The sequence below is a fragment of the Methylobacterium sp. 391_Methyba4 genome (assembly GCF_029691625.1).
GTDB classification, from domain to species: Bacteria; Pseudomonadota; Alphaproteobacteria; order Rhizobiales; family Beijerinckiaceae; genus Methylobacterium; species Methylobacterium fujisawaense.
Genome location: NZ_CP121475.1, coordinates 1745795 through 1759846 on the forward strand (window position 1 = coordinate 1745795; position 14052 = coordinate 1759846).

The following is a 14052-nucleotide window of genomic DNA, read 5'->3' on the forward strand; positions in this document are numbered from 1 at the left end:
GACATCCCCCCGATCCACCGATGGGGGCCTCTTCCCGCATCTCCGGCGGATGTGCCGGGCAGAGGTGGGGCCCAGCCCAGACCTCAGGTCGAACCGCCGCCCCGGTCCGAGTCGAGCTGCTGCAGCAGCTCCGCCAGTCGGGGATCCAGAGCCTCGTCGATCACCGGATCGTACATCGCCCGCATCTGGTGGCCGAGGCGCAGGCGCGTCTGCGCGTCGAGGACCGGGCCGCCCGAGAGGGGAACCACGCGCAGGGCGGAGGGCGCCGGGCCGGGGCCATAGCGTTCGGTCGGTCTCGGGGCGGCGCGCCGGCGTTCGGGATAAGGCATGCCTTCTACATCGGCCCGCACCCCCGCGACGGCAACCACCTGCCGGCGCGAAGGCGCGCCCGGGTCGTCCGCCTCACGCATCGTCCTCCGGCGCGAACACCTCGCCCCGCTCGGCGAGCACGGTGTTCGCGGCGTCCTGGGCCAGCTCGTCCCGGGCCAGTTCGTCCCGGGCCGCCGCCGGATCGGGGCGGCCGAGGGCGTGCGCCAGGGCGGCGTCCCAACCGGCCGGAGGCGCGTGACCCTGGCCGGCGAGGATCTCGCCGGCCCGTCGGCAGAGCCGAGTCCAGTCCGGCGCGGCGAGGGCGGCCCAATCGGTGCCGAGGCCCAGTTCGGCCGCGGCCTGCGTCGCGGCGGCGGTCCAGCCCGACGGCGGGGCGGGGATGTCGGTCATGGCGATGCGGCCTCCTGCCGGGATCTCGCGTCTCCCGCGGACGATAGCGCGCGCCGACGGCCTGTCATCAGCGCAGGCCGTGGGCCGCGAGTTCCTCCGGCACGCCCGCGGCCGCGTCCTGGCGGATCAGGATGGCGTCGAGGGTGACCGGACGGTCGTTCCAGGCATCCACGCCGACATCGCAGGAGCGCGTGGTGTCGGCGAGGCAGCCGTGGCTGTGCCCATAGAGGTGGCGCGTCTCCCGCCACAGCCCCGGCCAGGCCCGATGCGCGTAGTGCGACAGGAACAGGCGGTGCGGCCGCCCCTGCGCGTCCGCGACGGAGAGGCGGGCGCTCTCAACCGGCGGCTCCGCCCAGGGCAGGTCGAGGACGCGGTTCGAATCGTGATTGCCCCGGACCAGGCGCTTCGTGCCGTTCAGCCGCGCGAAGATCGCCGCGCAATGGGCGGGGCTCGCATGGGCGGCGAAGTCGCCGAGATGCCAGACGGCATCCTCCGGGCCGACCACGGCGTTCCACCCGGCGACCAGGGCCTCGTCGTGGGCCTCGAGGCTGCCGAACCGCGCCCCGCGGTGGCGGAGGATGTGCGGGTCGCCGAAATGCGTGTCCGCGGTGAAGAAGATCGCCATGCCGTCGAGACCTGGGCCGCCATCGCGTTCCGTCCAGACCGGCCGGAGAGGCCCGGACAAGATGGCGCTGCGCGGCATCCCGTCTGCCGGACTGGAAACGGGGCCGCGGCTCGGATACGGGTGCGGCGCGCGAGGCCGGCCGGCTCCCCGAGGGGCGGAGCGCCGTGCGGGCCGGATGGGCTGAGGCGATGCTCGATCCCGCGATCTACGCCCATCTCCTGGACGCGGCGCGCGCCCATCCGGCGCTGCGGGCCGCCCTCGTTCAGGCCGGTCCGATCCGGATCGAGCCGCCGGCGCATCCGCGCGTCGCCGACCGCCTGTTCGTCGAGGTGGTCAACCAGCAGCTTTCCACCCGGGCGGCCGGGGCGATCTGGGCCCGGATCGAGGCGGCCGCCGCGGCGGCGGATTCGAGCCCCCGGGGCCTGTTCGAGGCCGGCGACGCGGACCTCCTGCGGGATCTCGGGCAACAAGGTGCGGGCCCTCCAGGCGATCGTGGCGGCCGAGGCGGCGGGCCTGCTCGGCCCCGGCCTCGCCGGCCTGCCGCATCCCGAGCGGGCGGCGATCCTGTGCGGCATACGCGGCGTCGGCCCCTGGACGGCCGACATGGTCGGCATCTTCCATTTCCACGACCCCGACATCTGGCCCGCGGGCGACGTGGCGGCGGTGGGGTGCCTGCGCCGCCTCACCGGGCAGGCCGATGCCGGCGCGGTGGCGTCGGCCTTCGCACCGTACCGCTCGATCCTGGCGCGCTACCTGTGGCGCATCAAGGACGGGGCGCCCCTGCCGGGGGACGAATCAGCCCGTCAGGCCCCGGCCCCCCGGACCCGGCGCCTGCGCGGGGCGGCGAAATCCGGGTGACGGACGGCCGGGGATCGGCTATCCGTCGGCGCCTCCCGGGCCCGTAGCTCAATGGTTAGAGCCGGCCGCTCATAACGGTCTGGTTGCAGGTTCGAGTCCTGCCGGGCCCACCAGGCTGGCCGCGGGCAGCCGCACCACCCTCGCCGGCCCCCCGTATCCCGCATTCACGCGGTTCCGCCGACCCACAGGGGCCGAGCCCGGATCGGTCCCTCGCCCAGGAGCCGCTCACGACGGCGAGGCCGAACGCGCCCTGTGGCACGGCCGCGACACCGCCCGACACCGTGATGTGGACGGTGCGCATTGATCCCGATCGATCAAGCGCGAACGGGCAGTCTGCGACGCACCGAATCAGACCGAGTCTTCGCCGCGTTCGTCGCTCTCTCGCCTTCCTCCCCTGCCATCGCGTCGGTCGCACCGCGGCCGCCGCCACGCTCTCTCCCGCCGACAGCCCATGCTTCCGCACTACCGCTGGCTCTGGGCCCTGACCCTCCTCCTCGCCTGCGGCGGGGCGGGCCTCCTCTACAATGTGCTCTTCGTCGGCGGGGCCTCGATGCTCGCCGGCCTCGTCTACGCCCTGGCAGTGGGCGGGACGGTGCTGGCCTTCGTCCCCGCCCTGACCCTGTCGGGTCTCCAGCCGCGGATCCGCCGCCTGCCGGCGCTGGTCTACATGCTCGCGGCCGAGTTGCTCTACGTGGTGCTGATCACCCTCGGCTGCGCCCTCGGCGGCCTGGTCGTCTGGGGGTTCGGCCTCACCGGCGACAGCCTGTCCACGGCCGTGCGCATCACGCCGCGGTTTCTCGCCTACTCCCTGGCCGTGTCGGCCCTCCTCGTCTTCGCCATGCGGATGCGCGACCTGATCGGCGGCGCCGTGTTCGTGAACTTCATGATCGGCCGCTACCACAAGCCGGTGCAGGAGGAGCGGATCTTCCTGTTCCTCGACGTCGTCGGCTCCACCGCCTTCGCCGAGACCCACGGCGATCTGCGCGCCCAGGAGTATCTCGGGGCCGTGTTCGCGACGCTGGCCGAGCCGGTGCGGCGCAACGGCGGCTCCGTGGACGATTATGTCGGCGATCTCGCCATGATCACCTGGCCGATGAGGCGCGGCCTCAAGGACGCGCGCTGCGTCACCGGCCTGTTCGCGGTGCTCGACCGGATCGAGGCGGATGCCGCGGCCTGGAGCGCCCGGTTCGGGACGGTCCCGCGGCTGCGGGCGGCGCTGCATGGCGGCCCGGTGGTCACGGCCGAGGTCGGAGTCGACCGCCACAAGATCGCGTATTTCGGCGACGCCGTGAACGTGACGGCGCGGATCGAGGCCCTGTGCCGCCCGCTCGGCGTCGGCATCCTGATCTCGCAGGATCTCCTCGGACGGCTGGACCCGCTGCCCGACGGCGTCCGCGCCCGCCCCCTGGGCCTGCACGCCCTGCGCGGCCGGGGGGCGCCCCTGGCGGTCGCCACCCTCGAACGCGGAGCCGCGGTGGCGGAGAGGCCGATCCCGGGGCGGAGGCCGGATCCGAAGGCGCCGGATCGCCCGGAGGTCGTCGCGGAACGGCGCTAGGAGGTCGCATGCCGCGCATCCCGGCCGGCGCCCGGCGCGCGGCGTGGCCGGTCCGGGATCGCGTCTCAGCCGCGGCGGAAGCAGCGGTTCCAGAGGCGCCGCCCCCAGGCGACCGGCGCGCGCCGGGGAGCCGCCGCCAGGCTCGGCCCGTCGAACGCCGCAGCCCGTGCCGCCGGCAGGGTGTCGATGATCGCCGCCGGCCCCTCGATGTCCCAGCCGATCACGCAGCAGCCGCAGCCGGTGCTGCGCACGCAGGTGAGCCGGCCGGCATGGGCCAGCATCCAGCGCTCCGCTGCGGCGACGTCGTCCGCCTCGTCCACCTCCACGCACAGGCAGGCGCGCCTGAGGCCCGGGGCAGGGGGACCGGCCGGCCACGGATCGCTCCGCCCGTAGAGGGCCCGCAGGGCCTCGGGATCCGCCCCGGCCTCGCCGGACCTCACGGCGCGTCGTCCGCGCTGTCCGGCGGCGCGTCCATCTCGGCCACCTGCCGCTTGGCGAAGGCGCAGGCCGCGAAGTCCGGGTTGATCGCGCAGGCCATGTCGAACGCCGCCCGGGCGCGGGACGCCTCGGCGGGGACGCCCTCGCCGAGGCGGTAGGCCTGGCCGAGCATGGCGCAGCCCCAGGCGCCGCGCCGGTCGCAATCGAGGCGGAAGCTCCGGGCGAGGCAGGCGTCCGTGTCCGCGCGCGGCGCATCGCGGAAGGGATCGGCCGCGTAGCCGCCGTTGCGGATCCCGGCGGCCCGGTTGGTGCAGCCCGCCGGAAACCCGCCCGCGCAGGCGAGGGCGTAGAGGCGCTCCTTGTCGAGGATATCCGGGACGTCGAGGGAATGGTGCTCGAAGGCGAGGGCGAGGTCGAAGCAGGCCGGCGCGTTCGACCACCGGGTGCAGAGCACGAAGCAGGCCGCGGGTTCGCGCGCGCAGCGGCGCTCGGTGGGCCGCCGGGGCGCGAAGGCCCGCCGCCAGACCGGGCGCTCCCGCGCGAAGGTGTCGGCCGGGCAGGCCGGGAAGCTGCGCAGCAGCGCCGGGTCCTGCCGCAGCGGCTCCCCGATCCCCGCGGCCTCCGCCTTGTTGAAGATGATCGCGCCGGGCGCCTCCTCGGCCCGGGCCGCCGGCCCGCGCGCGAGGGCGAGGGCCGCAGCGAGGCTGGCCAGGATTCGCCCGGCCAGACGGCGCCGGGGCGGGCTCACCGGCGCCGGCGCCAGCGGCGCAGCAGGCGTCGGAGGCCGAGCACCAGGGCGACCACGAGGACGAGCAGCCCGAGCGCCGGATGCAGCAGGGCGCCCGCCTGGAACAGGACGAAGACCCCGAGGACCACCTTCCAGGGCTTCATGGGGGCGTCGTCGGCCTCCGCGACCGTGCCGGGCGCGGCCTGCGCGGGGGCGACCGGCTCGGGTGTACCGAACCGCGGGCGCCCGGAGGCCGGCACGCCGCTGCGGCCCGGCACCGGCGCGGCCGCGCGGGCCGCAGCCTCGGCGACCGCCCGCGCGGCAGCCGCCTCGGCCTCGGCCAGGATCGGGTCCGGCTCGGGCGCGGGACGGGGGGCCGGCGCCCACCAGCGGGCCAGCGGCATTGCTCCCCGCGCGGACCGGGCGCGGAAGTCCGGCTGCGGCCGCACCGCAGGCCGCAGCCCGTGGCGGTCCGCGAGGGCGCGGGCCTGCGCCACCAGCGGCGCACCGGTCTCCGGCGTGACCATCCGGACGAACTGCGCGAAGCCGACCGCGGCGCGGAGCACGTCGCCCTCGCCGGCCGCGCCCCAGCGCCGCCCGGCCGGCCCGTGCCGATCGAGCCCGTGCAGCAGCGCGCGGAAGCGGCGCAGGGTCTCCCGGGGCACGCCGACGCGCTCGTTGACGGTCAGCCCGGTCACCTCCTGGTGCCGGCCGCGGCGCATCACCCGGGTCTTGTCCGGATGGACGGTGAAGCCCTCCCCGGCGACGATGGCGTGGACGTATTTGAGCAGCGCGCCGACTTTCCCGGCGGCCGCGCCGGAGGCCGAGAAGGTCAGGTCGTCGGCGTAGCGCGTGTAGGTGAAGCCGAGGCTGGCGGCGAGGCCGGTGAGCCGGGCGTCGAGCCGGGTGCAGACGAGGTTGGTGAGCGCGGGGCTCGTCGGCGCGCCCTGCGGCAGCCGGCGGGGGCCCCGGGCGGCGTAGAGGCGCGCGCCGTCGATCTCGACTGCGTCCACGTCCGGCTCGGTGCAGAGCAGCGCCAGCACGGTGGCCACCGGCTCGGCGTAGCCCAGGCCCCGGAACTTCCCCTTGATCCGCCGGTAGTCGAGGCTCGGGAAGAAGTCCTTGAGGTCGAGATTGACCACCACGTCCCGCCCGACATGGGCGGCGGCGTTGGTGACGATCGAGCGGCCGGGCACGAAGCCGTGGGCCGCCCCATGCACGGGAACGTGGGCGAGGAGCGCGTCGAGGATCCAGTACTGCGCCCGCTTCAGCCGCGGCATCGGCGCCGAGATGCGGCGCAGGCCGCCCGCCTTCTTGGGGATGGTGAAGCACCGGTAATGGCTCACCGCACTGAGCGCCCGGTCGTAGGCGAGGAAGCGCAGCTCGCCGAGGCCGATCCCCATGGCCTCCGCCAGCGCCTTCGGGCTCGCCAGGGCGGGAAGACCGGGGGCGGGCCCCCGCGCGGGCGCATCCGCGTTCGCGAGGCCGGCCGAGACGCCATCGCCGAGATGGAGGATCTCCGCCTCCCGGCGCGCGTGCCACGCCTGCGCCCGGGCGTGGCGGTCGCGGGCGTTGCGCAGCTTCGTCTCGCGCCGCCGCTCCAGCGCCGCCGTCTTGCGGCGGCGATGCATCTCCTTGAGGGCGGCCTCGGGGTCGCGCCACGCCGCCTCCCGCCGGTGCAGATCGGCGAGGGCGCGGGCGATCTCGCCGCGGCGGCGGATCAGGTCCTCCGGCGGGTTGGGCTGCTCTGCCCCGTCCGGCCAGAATCCGAGCCGGATCATCTCCTCGAGGATGACCTCGTCCTTCGAGCTCTCGCGGATCCGGTCGTAGAGCTGCTGGCGGGTCAGGCTGCCGGGCTGCGGGCTCATCGGCGGCCTCCGGCGCGGGCGGCGGGAGGGATGACGGGGGGAAGCGTGACGGGGGACGTCGGCCAGGATGCCTTCGTCAAGTCTCGGGACTGGCCCGGTCCACTCGACGCCGGCACGACCACCGGTGCGCGTTTGGGTTCAGCGAACCCAAACCGCGAACGCGCACCGGTGGTCAGTGCCGGCCCAGTGAAGAGCGGGCCAGTGACGCTTTGCCGGGCAGGGTGCAGGGACGGCGAATCGCCGCCCGAAATGCAAGGTCCGCCCCGGCCGACGCCCCTCGTCACGGTCAGGATAGGCCAGGCTTGCGGCCGCATCAATCGGGTCTGCCTCACGCCTGCCACCGCGCCGGCTTGCCCTCGACCTGGGCGTGGAAGAAGCGGCGCACGGCCAGCATGTGCGCGCAGGGGCCGCGGGTGAGCCGGTTGTGGGTGTAGAAGCCGCACTGGCAGGAGCCGCCGACCATGCGGTCGTCGGAATCGAGCTCCACCGCGGGCGTCAGGCTCCGGCCGTCATCCAGCACGGTCCCGCTCAGGCGCCGCCGGTCCCCCGCCTGCTCGACGGGCCCGAGGGTGACGAGCCCGGCCGCCAGGAACAGGTCGGCCTTGGCCTCCTGCTCGGAGGCGAAGCGCAGGGCGCCCGGCGCTAGTGGCTCCCGGGTCAGCTCCCGCAGGCGGTAGACCCGCTTGTCGAGGTCGAACATGGCGCGGCCCGCCTGCACGTAGCCGCCGAGCGCCGCCTCCACGGTCGACCGGTCGAGGCCGGTCTCGGCGGCGAGTTGCCCGGTCCCGGCGGCGTGGTGGCGCCGGAGCGCCGCGAAGACGCGGGCGGCGGTGTCGGCCTCGACCTCCCCCCGGGGGGCGAGCAGGTCGAACTGCCCGGCCCGGGACCAGTCGTTGGCGGTCCAGCCCGACAGGCCGAGGGTGAAGCGCAGGCCGCCGAAATCCACCACCGCGAAGCTCGGCAGGCCGGTGCCGAGGAGGTGCAGCCGCACCGACCGGGCGAGCGGCAGGGTCCGGGCCAGGATGGCGAGGCGCCGCCGGCCCCACAGGCGGATCTCCGCGGCCTCGCCGCCGCGGTAGATCGAGCGCCGGAAGGTCAGCCGCTCGTTCCAGGGCTCGATCAGCACGCTGACCGGCCGGCCGGGCTCGAGCAGGAACCGCAGGGCGCGCGGGCCGTGGCGCTCCCGGCGCGCGGCGAGGCGGGTCAGGATCGCGTGCATGTCGACCGGGTGCAGGTCCACCACGTGGGCGGGCTGCGCCATGGCGCTCGACACCTGCAGGAAGCCCCGCATCCAGGAATCCGGCAGCTCGATCTTGTCCTCGCGATAGGCGGCCTCGCCGGAGGTCTGGACCGCGAAGCCGGTCGGGTCGATCGCCAGCTCGGTATCGCGGTAGCTGCGGATCTTCTGGAACTCGTCGTAGAGGGCGTGGCTGTAGTCGATGTTGGTCGTGCCGCAGGCCATGTCGCCGATCCGCGCGAAGGTGTCGTGGTCGCAGGACAGGCGCCCGTAGCTCGATTCGTCGAGGCTGAACGCTTCGAAGAAGACCTCGTCCGGATGGACGGTGATGACCGGGTCGAGGACGATCCAGGCGTCGAAATTCTCCCGGTAGAGGTAGTCGAAGTACCGCTTCCGCGCGTCGTAGAACGGCCGCATCACCGCGTCGGAGCGGGCCGCGATGTCCCGGTGTTCGGCGCGCAGCGCCTCGATCTCGGCGCGCAGGCTGTCCTTCTCGGCGAGGGCCTCGGCCAGGAGTTCCTGCTCGTGGGCCTGGAGCCAAGCGAAATAGGCGGTGCGGTCCTTCGGCTTGAAGCGCAGGTCCGACACCACGACGTGGTGCAGGGCCGAGATCGCCTCCCGGAACGGCAGGTGTCGCGCCACCGTCCCGGCGAAGTAGGTCGGCTCGCGCAAGGTGTCGGGGACGAAGCCGAGCCGGGTCGCGTCCGCATCCGAGACGGCCCGGCTCTCGCCGAGGTAGCGATGGACGAAGTTCATCGAGCCCCTTCCGAGACGGGTGCCGAGGGAGAGATGGGCCCCCGCGCCTCCGGCGGCCGCCGGACGAGGGGCACGGCGAGGCCGGGATGGGCCTCGGCGATGTCGCGCAGCGCCAGGATCGCGGCGCTGCGGTCCCGGGCCGTGCCGCTCAGGGTGAGATCGGCGAAGAGCGGCAGCAGCGCCTCGGCGCGGGCGCGGCTGCGCAGGGCCTCGGCCCGGAGGAAGGCGGCCATCCGGTCCTTGGCGACCCGGCCCCGCAGCACCTGCAGCATCACGATGCGGGCGAGGGGGATCAGCCGTACGAAGGCCGCCTCGCTCGCCACGGCCTGCTCGGTCAGGAGTTCGGTGAGCAGGAGATGCATGGACGGAGCGGGGTGCTCCAGCAGGCGCAGCACCTGCCCCTCCGCATCCTCGGGCCGGAGCCGGCTGCGCAGGAGATGGCGGGCGAAGGCCAGGACCTCCGGCTTGACGCTGTCGGTGACCACGGCGAGCGCCCCGGGCGTCCAGGCAGCCTCCGGCCACGTTTCAAAAAAGCTGCGGGCGAAGGCGAGGGTGTCGGGCCAGTCGCTCTCCACGAGGAGCACGGCCTCGGCCGCCGCGGCCTGGAACCGGGCCGGGTCGGCCGCGAAGGCCTCCGTCGCCCAGTCCCGCACCGCCCGGTACGGGTGGCCGCCGAGGCGGGCGATCTGGCGGACGCTGAAGGTCGCGGGGCGCCGGTCGGGCAGGAGGGCGGCGCCGAGGCGGCGGGCGCCGTCGGCGCGGGCCTGCAGCAGGCGCCACAGGGTACCGTCGTCGAGGGCGGCGCATTCCCCCGGCAGGGCCTCGCGCAGCAGGGCCACGACGTCGGCGGCGTAGGCGTCGTCGGGGGCCGCGCGAAACAGGCTGCCGATCAGCTCCCGGGCGAGGCGGGGAGCGAGACCCGGATCCGCCGCCGCGAGGCGCGCCACCAGGGGCCGGGCGGCCTGCCGGACGGCGCTGCCGGGCCCGCTGGCGAAGGCGACGATCCGCTCGGCGTAGGGTCCGAGCCGCGCGTCGTCGAGACGCGCCAGCAGGACCAGGGCGGCAATCCGGATGTCCTCGGAGCCCGTGCCGATCAGCGCGTCCCAGCTTTCCGGGGGCAGGCCGTCGGCTCCGGCAGGAGACTGCGCCAGGAGCGCGAGGCCGGCCGATCGGATGGCGGCGGCCGGGTGCGCGATCAGGGCGGCGGCAGTCTCGGGCTGCACCGGCAGGTCGTGGTCCGGCCACAGGAGGGGCAGGGCGGCGCGCAGGCCCCGGATCGCGGCCGTCGCGGCGGCGTCGGGCTCCGGCGGCATCGCCCGCAGCCACGCCACCAGCCGCGCGACCAGGGGCGCCGCGAGCCCTGGGGGCAGCGCCCGGGCGAGCCCCGGGACCGCCGCCTGGACATCCGGCTCCGGGCTCGTGAGCAGCGCGGCGGCGAGGTCCGGATCCGACCAGACGACCGGCGCCCCGGCCTCGAGGCGCCGCAGGGCAAGCGCCCGCGCCTCCGGCAGGGCTGCGGCCAGCAGCGCCGCCACCAGGGCGGCGAGGTCGGCGGAATCGGCGATCCCGGCGGCGAGGCGCGCCTGGGCGATCTGGAAGGCGAAGGTCCGCACGGCGTCGTGCGGGGCCGCCAGGAGGCGCCCGATCGCGGCGGCGTCCAGAGCCGCGCAGGCCCCCGGGTCCGCGCGCAGCACCCGCAGCCCCAGCCGCGCCACCGGCTCGATCCGCCCCTCGGCGGCGAGGCGGAGCGCCAGGTCCGGACGGGCGCTCCAGAGATCCGGGAAGGCCTCGTCGCGCCGGTCGGGATCGACGGCGCCGGTCTCCAGGAAGGTCAGCGATCCCGTCCGCGGCCGGGCCTCCGGGGCGTGGCGGTACAGGAGCTGGCTCGCCGTCCAGTTGCGGCCGAGCGGTCCCCGTGCCCGCGCCTGCCGGCCCCAGGTCCCGTCCGGCTTGCGCCCCCAGACGGTCCAGCGGGTCGGGGGGTCGAGATCCTCCGGCCCGAGGGCCAGCAGGAAGCCCGTCGCCAGCGCGGTGAAGGCCGGTTCGCCGACGGCGCCGCGCTTGCGCAGGGCGCGCCAGATCCGCCGCTTCATGTAGGCGCGGGTGGCCGTGGACAGGCCGAGCCGCGCCTCCGGGCCGTGGCGCGCCGCGTCCACCGCGACGTAGCGCCGGAGGTCGGGGACGTAGGCGTGGCTCCGGCCGGCCTGGTACATCGCCTGCGCGGTCTCGAAGCGCTGGGCGGCGGCGCCGAACAGGGCGGCATCGTCGGCCATCTCGGCGTGCTTGAACAGGCGCCGCAGGCCGATCAGGTAGGGTGGCCGCGCCGGCAGCCGGAGGAGGGCGGCGCAGAGCGTCGCGTGCAGCGCGGGCCGCCCCTGGGCAAGCCGGCCCAGCGCCACCAGGGCCGGCCCGACCCGGCCGGGATCATGCCGGGCGAGGCCGTCCAGCGCCCCGCACAGGCCGTCGACGTCGCCCGCCTCGGCCGGCCGGGCGACCATGCCGGGCAGGTCCGGCTCGGCCTCCGGCGGGCGGTACGCCCCGGTGAGCGGGGCGGCCAGGGCGAAGCGGGCGAGGTCCCGGACGACGCTTCCGGGGGCGTCGGCGGCGATCGCGTCCAGGATCGGGCCCGCCTCCGCGCCGGCCGCCCGGGCGAGCGCCCAGACCAGAGCGTAGCTCGCCTGCGCCGGACCGAGGGCCCGCGCCAGGGCGATCAGGTCCGGGGCCGCCGCGGCCAGCCGCAGCTCGCCGATGCGCCAGAGCAGGCGGTCGCGCTCCCGCTCGGGCCAGCGCTGGTGCAGGCAGGCGGAGAGCCGCGCCCGCAGCACCGCCGCGCGCCCGTCGGCCGACGGCTCCGACGCGGCGGAGGGCTCCGGGCCGTCGATCCGCCGGTAGCCGCCGTTGATCTTCGCGACGATCACGCTGTCGAACACCCGGGCCGCCGCCTCGGCGGTGAGGGGCTGGGGTGTCTTGGAGCCCTCGCGCAGGGTCGCGCCGCGCCGGCCGTAGCGTGTGTTGACGAAGTAGCGCTCGGGCGTCCCGAGAGCCTCGTTCTCGATCAGATCGACGTCGTAGACCTTGTCGGAGGTGGCGTCCCGCAGGTGGAGGCGCGCCGCGCGGACGACCCTCATGCCACCGCGTGGGCGTGCGGGCCGCGCGCCGGACGAACGGGATGGCCCAGGCTTGGGCGACGATCGACGGATCCGCGCATTCGGGCTCCTCACGCAACGATCGGGACGGGACGGCCGGCGAATCATGGCGCCCGAAACCGCGGCAAGCTGCCCCAGGGCGCCGGATGGGGCAACCGCGTCCCCACGATTCCGTGATCAGCCCTCCGCCGGCCCGGGATCATCCCGCATGGCGGCGACCCAGAGGGCAGCCCGGGCGAAGGGATCGGGCTCCGCGCCCGGGGGGGCCAGGGCGGCGGCGAGGAAGGCCGAGAGCCGCGCGGCGGTGGCGGGATGCCCCGCCGCCGCGAGGCGCGCCACGAGGTCGGCCCCGCCGGCGCGGGCGTTCGCCGCGAAGGCCTGCCGCCCGGCATGGAGGGCGTTCGCCAGGAGTGCCGCCGCCTCGTCGAGGAGCGTGGCCGGCCCCAGGTCCGGTGCCGGCGGGATCGGGTGGCCGGCGCCGTCCGGGGCGGCGAGGTCGGGCACGACGAGCCGGTCGACCGACATCGACCAGGGATCGCAGACCAGGGACCCATCGGCGATCCGCACCGGGCCGGCGACCTGCCGCACCGGTCCCCAGCGCCCCGAGCAGGCGCCCGAGAGGGCGTCCAGGGCGTGCGGCGCGGCGGGGTCGTAGGCGCGGGCGAGATGCAGCGTGCCGCCCGCCTCCGGCAGTTCGACGGCGGCCTGCCACGTCTGGGCGCCCGGTGCCCAGGCCTGTCCCAGGACCGCGTCGACGGGGAAGACGTGGAAGGCCTCCAGCCGGTCGCGCGGCCGCAGGAAGGCCGGCGGCCGCTCGGCCAGACGGCGCAGGATCGACGGGACGTCCCGCGCCGCTAGGGGGGCCGGCACGGTCACGCGGGCGTCCCGCGGCAGCAGGGCCGTGCGGCCCTGCGCGCCCCGGCCGAGGGCGAGGAGCCCGTCCGCCCGGCGCCGGGCGACGCTGGTCAGGATCTGGCCCTGGCCGGTGCCCGAGACGGACAGGCCCGATCCCAGGAGCCGTCCGGGCAGGCTGCCGACGAAATCCACCTCGGCCTCGCCCGGCGCGAAATCGCGCTCCAGGGCCAGGAGCGCGCCAGTATCGGTGTCGGCCAGGGCCACCCGAGCGGTGGCCCCCCGGCCGCGGGCGAGGAGCCGGGCGCCCAGGGAAACCAGGCGCGTCCTGCCCATGGCGGTCTCGTAGGGCTGGCCGACGCCGAGGGCGGACTCCCCGCCCCGGACGCGGCCGAGGAGTTCCGTGGCGAGCGCCAGGACCACGGCCGCGTCGTAGGCGGCGTGACGCCCGGCATAGGCCGCGAGTTGCCCGGCCAGGTCCGCCTCGGCCAGCAGGATCTGCGTGGCGCCCAGCCTCTCGGCCGCCCGCCGCAGCCGGACGAGGGCGGCGTCGTGGGCTTCCGGACCGGATGCCACCCCGGCCTCCAGCAGGCCGGCGACCACCCGGTCGGCGGCCTCCGCGAGGCCCTCCTCCGCCGGCCCCGCCTCCGCTCCGGCCGGCGCCGCCCCGCCCAGGCGGATCTCGGCGGCGCCCCCGGCCGCCCGGAAGGCGCGGATCGCCAGGGCGACGTGGGCGCAGCCGCCCCCCGCCGCGCAGTCGCAGCGGGCGTAGCCGACCGCGTCGGGCACGAGGAAGCGCACCGTCGCGGTCGGGAGCCGCGCGGCCGGCACGGCGCCGCGCTCCAGCCCGACCGTGATCCCACCCGCCAGGAGGCGCCGCAGCTCCGCCGCCGCCGCGCCGCCGAGCCCCGCCTCGAAGGCGGCGCCGTCGAGGCTGCCGGGATCCCAGGCGACCGCCGCGGGTGCGGCTGGCTGCGCCGGTCCATCCGCGACCGCCGCGGCCCGGTAGGCGACGACGAGGGCGACCCGGTGGCGGCACATCCCGCTCGCCGGGCAGGTGCAGCTGGCCTCGCCCGGGGGCCGGCCGGGGCCGAGTCGCGTGACCGTGCCGTCGGCGAAGCGCGCCTCGACGGTGCCGTCCTCGGCCTCCGCGAGGGCCGGCCCCTGGCCGGCGGCCACCTCGCGCAGCGCGCGCTTCACCAGGCCGGCATTGGCGAGCTGGACGAGGCCGTCATCCGTGAGGGCGCGGAGGTCGGGGCGGGCCATCGCC

General features: G+C 76.3%; 11 protein-coding genes and 1 tRNA gene. 3 read left to right on the forward strand and 9 right to left on the reverse strand.

The window, feature by feature from the left end; translation table 11 throughout:
- Positions 1 to 83 precede the first annotated feature (83 nt).
- The 3 genes from P9K36_RS08255 to P9K36_RS08265 form a co-directional block, all read right to left on the reverse strand.
- Positions 84 to 329: a hypothetical protein gene (locus P9K36_RS08255; protein WP_278306883.1), complete on the reverse strand. Its 246-nt coding sequence runs from the start codon at positions 327 to 329 to the stop codon at positions 84 to 86.
- Between the two features lie 73 nt (positions 330 to 402).
- A complete protein-coding gene (locus P9K36_RS08260) occupies positions 403 to 720 on the reverse strand; it encodes a hypothetical protein (protein WP_278306884.1) in 318 nt (105 codons plus the stop codon).
- Positions 721 to 787: 67 nt separating this feature from the next.
- Positions 788 to 1345 carry a metallophosphoesterase gene (locus tag P9K36_RS08265; protein ID WP_075379960.1) on the reverse strand — a complete coding sequence of 186 codons (558 nt, stop codon included), beginning with the start codon at positions 1343 to 1345 and terminating at the stop codon, positions 788 to 790.
- A 471-nt stretch (positions 1346 to 1816) separates the two neighbouring features.
- Here P9K36_RS08265 and P9K36_RS08270 point away from each other — a divergent pair, with 471 nt between their 5' ends.
- The 3 genes from P9K36_RS08270 to P9K36_RS08280 all read left to right on the forward strand — a co-directional run bounded on the left by P9K36_RS08270 (position 1817) and on the right by P9K36_RS08280 (position 3758).
- Entirely contained in the window at positions 1817 to 2203 is a 387-nt protein-coding gene (locus P9K36_RS08270; protein WP_236952902.1) for a hypothetical protein, read from the forward strand.
- A gap of 37 nt (positions 2204 to 2240) precedes the next feature.
- Positions 2241 to 2316, forward strand: a tRNA-Ile gene (locus P9K36_RS08275).
- 338 nt (positions 2317 to 2654) lie between these two features.
- On the forward strand, positions 2655 to 3758 hold the full coding sequence (locus P9K36_RS08280; RefSeq protein ID WP_278306885.1) for an adenylate/guanylate cyclase domain-containing protein: 1104 nt from the start codon (positions 2655 to 2657) through the stop codon (positions 3756 to 3758).
- Between the two features lie 65 nt (positions 3759 to 3823).
- Here P9K36_RS08280 and P9K36_RS08285 read toward each other — a convergent pair whose 3' ends face one another.
- The 6 genes from P9K36_RS08285 to P9K36_RS08310 form a co-directional block, all read right to left on the reverse strand.
- Positions 3824 to 4198 (reverse strand): hypothetical protein, encoded by a 375-nt coding sequence (locus P9K36_RS08285; protein WP_278306886.1) that lies wholly within the window; start codon positions 4196 to 4198, stop codon positions 3824 to 3826.
- Positions 4195 to 4944, reverse strand: coding sequence for a sel1 repeat family protein (locus P9K36_RS08290; protein ID WP_182592951.1), 750 nt, complete (start codon positions 4942 to 4944; stop codon positions 4195 to 4197). The genes P9K36_RS08285 and P9K36_RS08290 overlap by 4 nt, the downstream gene beginning before the upstream one ends.
- A complete protein-coding gene (locus tag P9K36_RS08295) occupies positions 4941 to 6791 on the reverse strand; it encodes a reverse transcriptase family protein (RefSeq protein ID WP_278306887.1) in 1851 nt (616 codons plus the stop codon). The genes P9K36_RS08290 and P9K36_RS08295 overlap by 4 nt, the downstream gene beginning before the upstream one ends.
- Before the next feature lie 328 nt (positions 6792 to 7119).
- A complete protein-coding gene (locus P9K36_RS08300) occupies positions 7120 to 8784 on the reverse strand; it encodes an SWIM zinc finger family protein (protein ID WP_278306888.1) in 1665 nt (554 codons plus the stop codon).
- Entirely contained in the window at positions 8781 to 11912 is a 3132-nt protein-coding gene (locus P9K36_RS08305) for a hypothetical protein (protein WP_278306889.1), read from the reverse strand. Before P9K36_RS08305 ends, P9K36_RS08300 begins: the two co-directional genes overlap by 4 nt.
- A 195-nt stretch (positions 11913 to 12107) precedes the next feature.
- Positions 12108 to 14048 (reverse strand): SWIM zinc finger family protein, encoded by a 1941-nt coding sequence (locus P9K36_RS08310; protein WP_278306891.1) that lies wholly within the window; start codon positions 14046 to 14048, stop codon positions 12108 to 12110.
- Between the last annotated feature and the right edge of the window lie 4 nt (positions 14049 to 14052).

Excerpts from the sequence above, each read along its gene's own strand:
- P9K36_RS08310 (WP_278306891.1), bottom strand. The coding sequence starts at position 14,048 with ATGGCCCGCCCCGACCTCCGCGCCCTCACGGATGACGGCCTCGTCCAG.
- P9K36_RS08295 (WP_278306887.1), bottom strand. The coding sequence starts at position 6,791 with ATGAGCCCGCAGCCCGGCAGCCTGACCCGCCAGCAGCTCTACGACCGG.
- P9K36_RS08265 (WP_075379960.1), bottom strand. The coding sequence starts at position 1,345 with ATGGCGATCTTCTTCACCGCGGACACGCATTTCGGCGACCCGCACATC.
- P9K36_RS08255 (WP_278306883.1), bottom strand. The coding sequence starts at position 329 with ATGCCTTATCCCGAACGCCGGCGCGCCGCCCCGAGACCGACCGAACGC.
- P9K36_RS08260 (WP_278306884.1), bottom strand. The coding sequence starts at position 720 with ATGACCGACATCCCCGCCCCGCCGTCGGGCTGGACCGCCGCCGCGACG.
- P9K36_RS08280 (WP_278306885.1), top strand. The coding sequence starts at position 2,655 with ATGCTTCCGCACTACCGCTGGCTCTGGGCCCTGACCCTCCTCCTCGCC.
- P9K36_RS08305 (WP_278306889.1), bottom strand. The coding sequence starts at position 11,912 with ATGAGGGTCGTCCGCGCGGCGCGCCTCCACCTGCGGGACGCCACCTCC.
- P9K36_RS08300 (WP_278306888.1), bottom strand. The coding sequence starts at position 8,784 with ATGAACTTCGTCCATCGCTACCTCGGCGAGAGCCGGGCCGTCTCGGAT.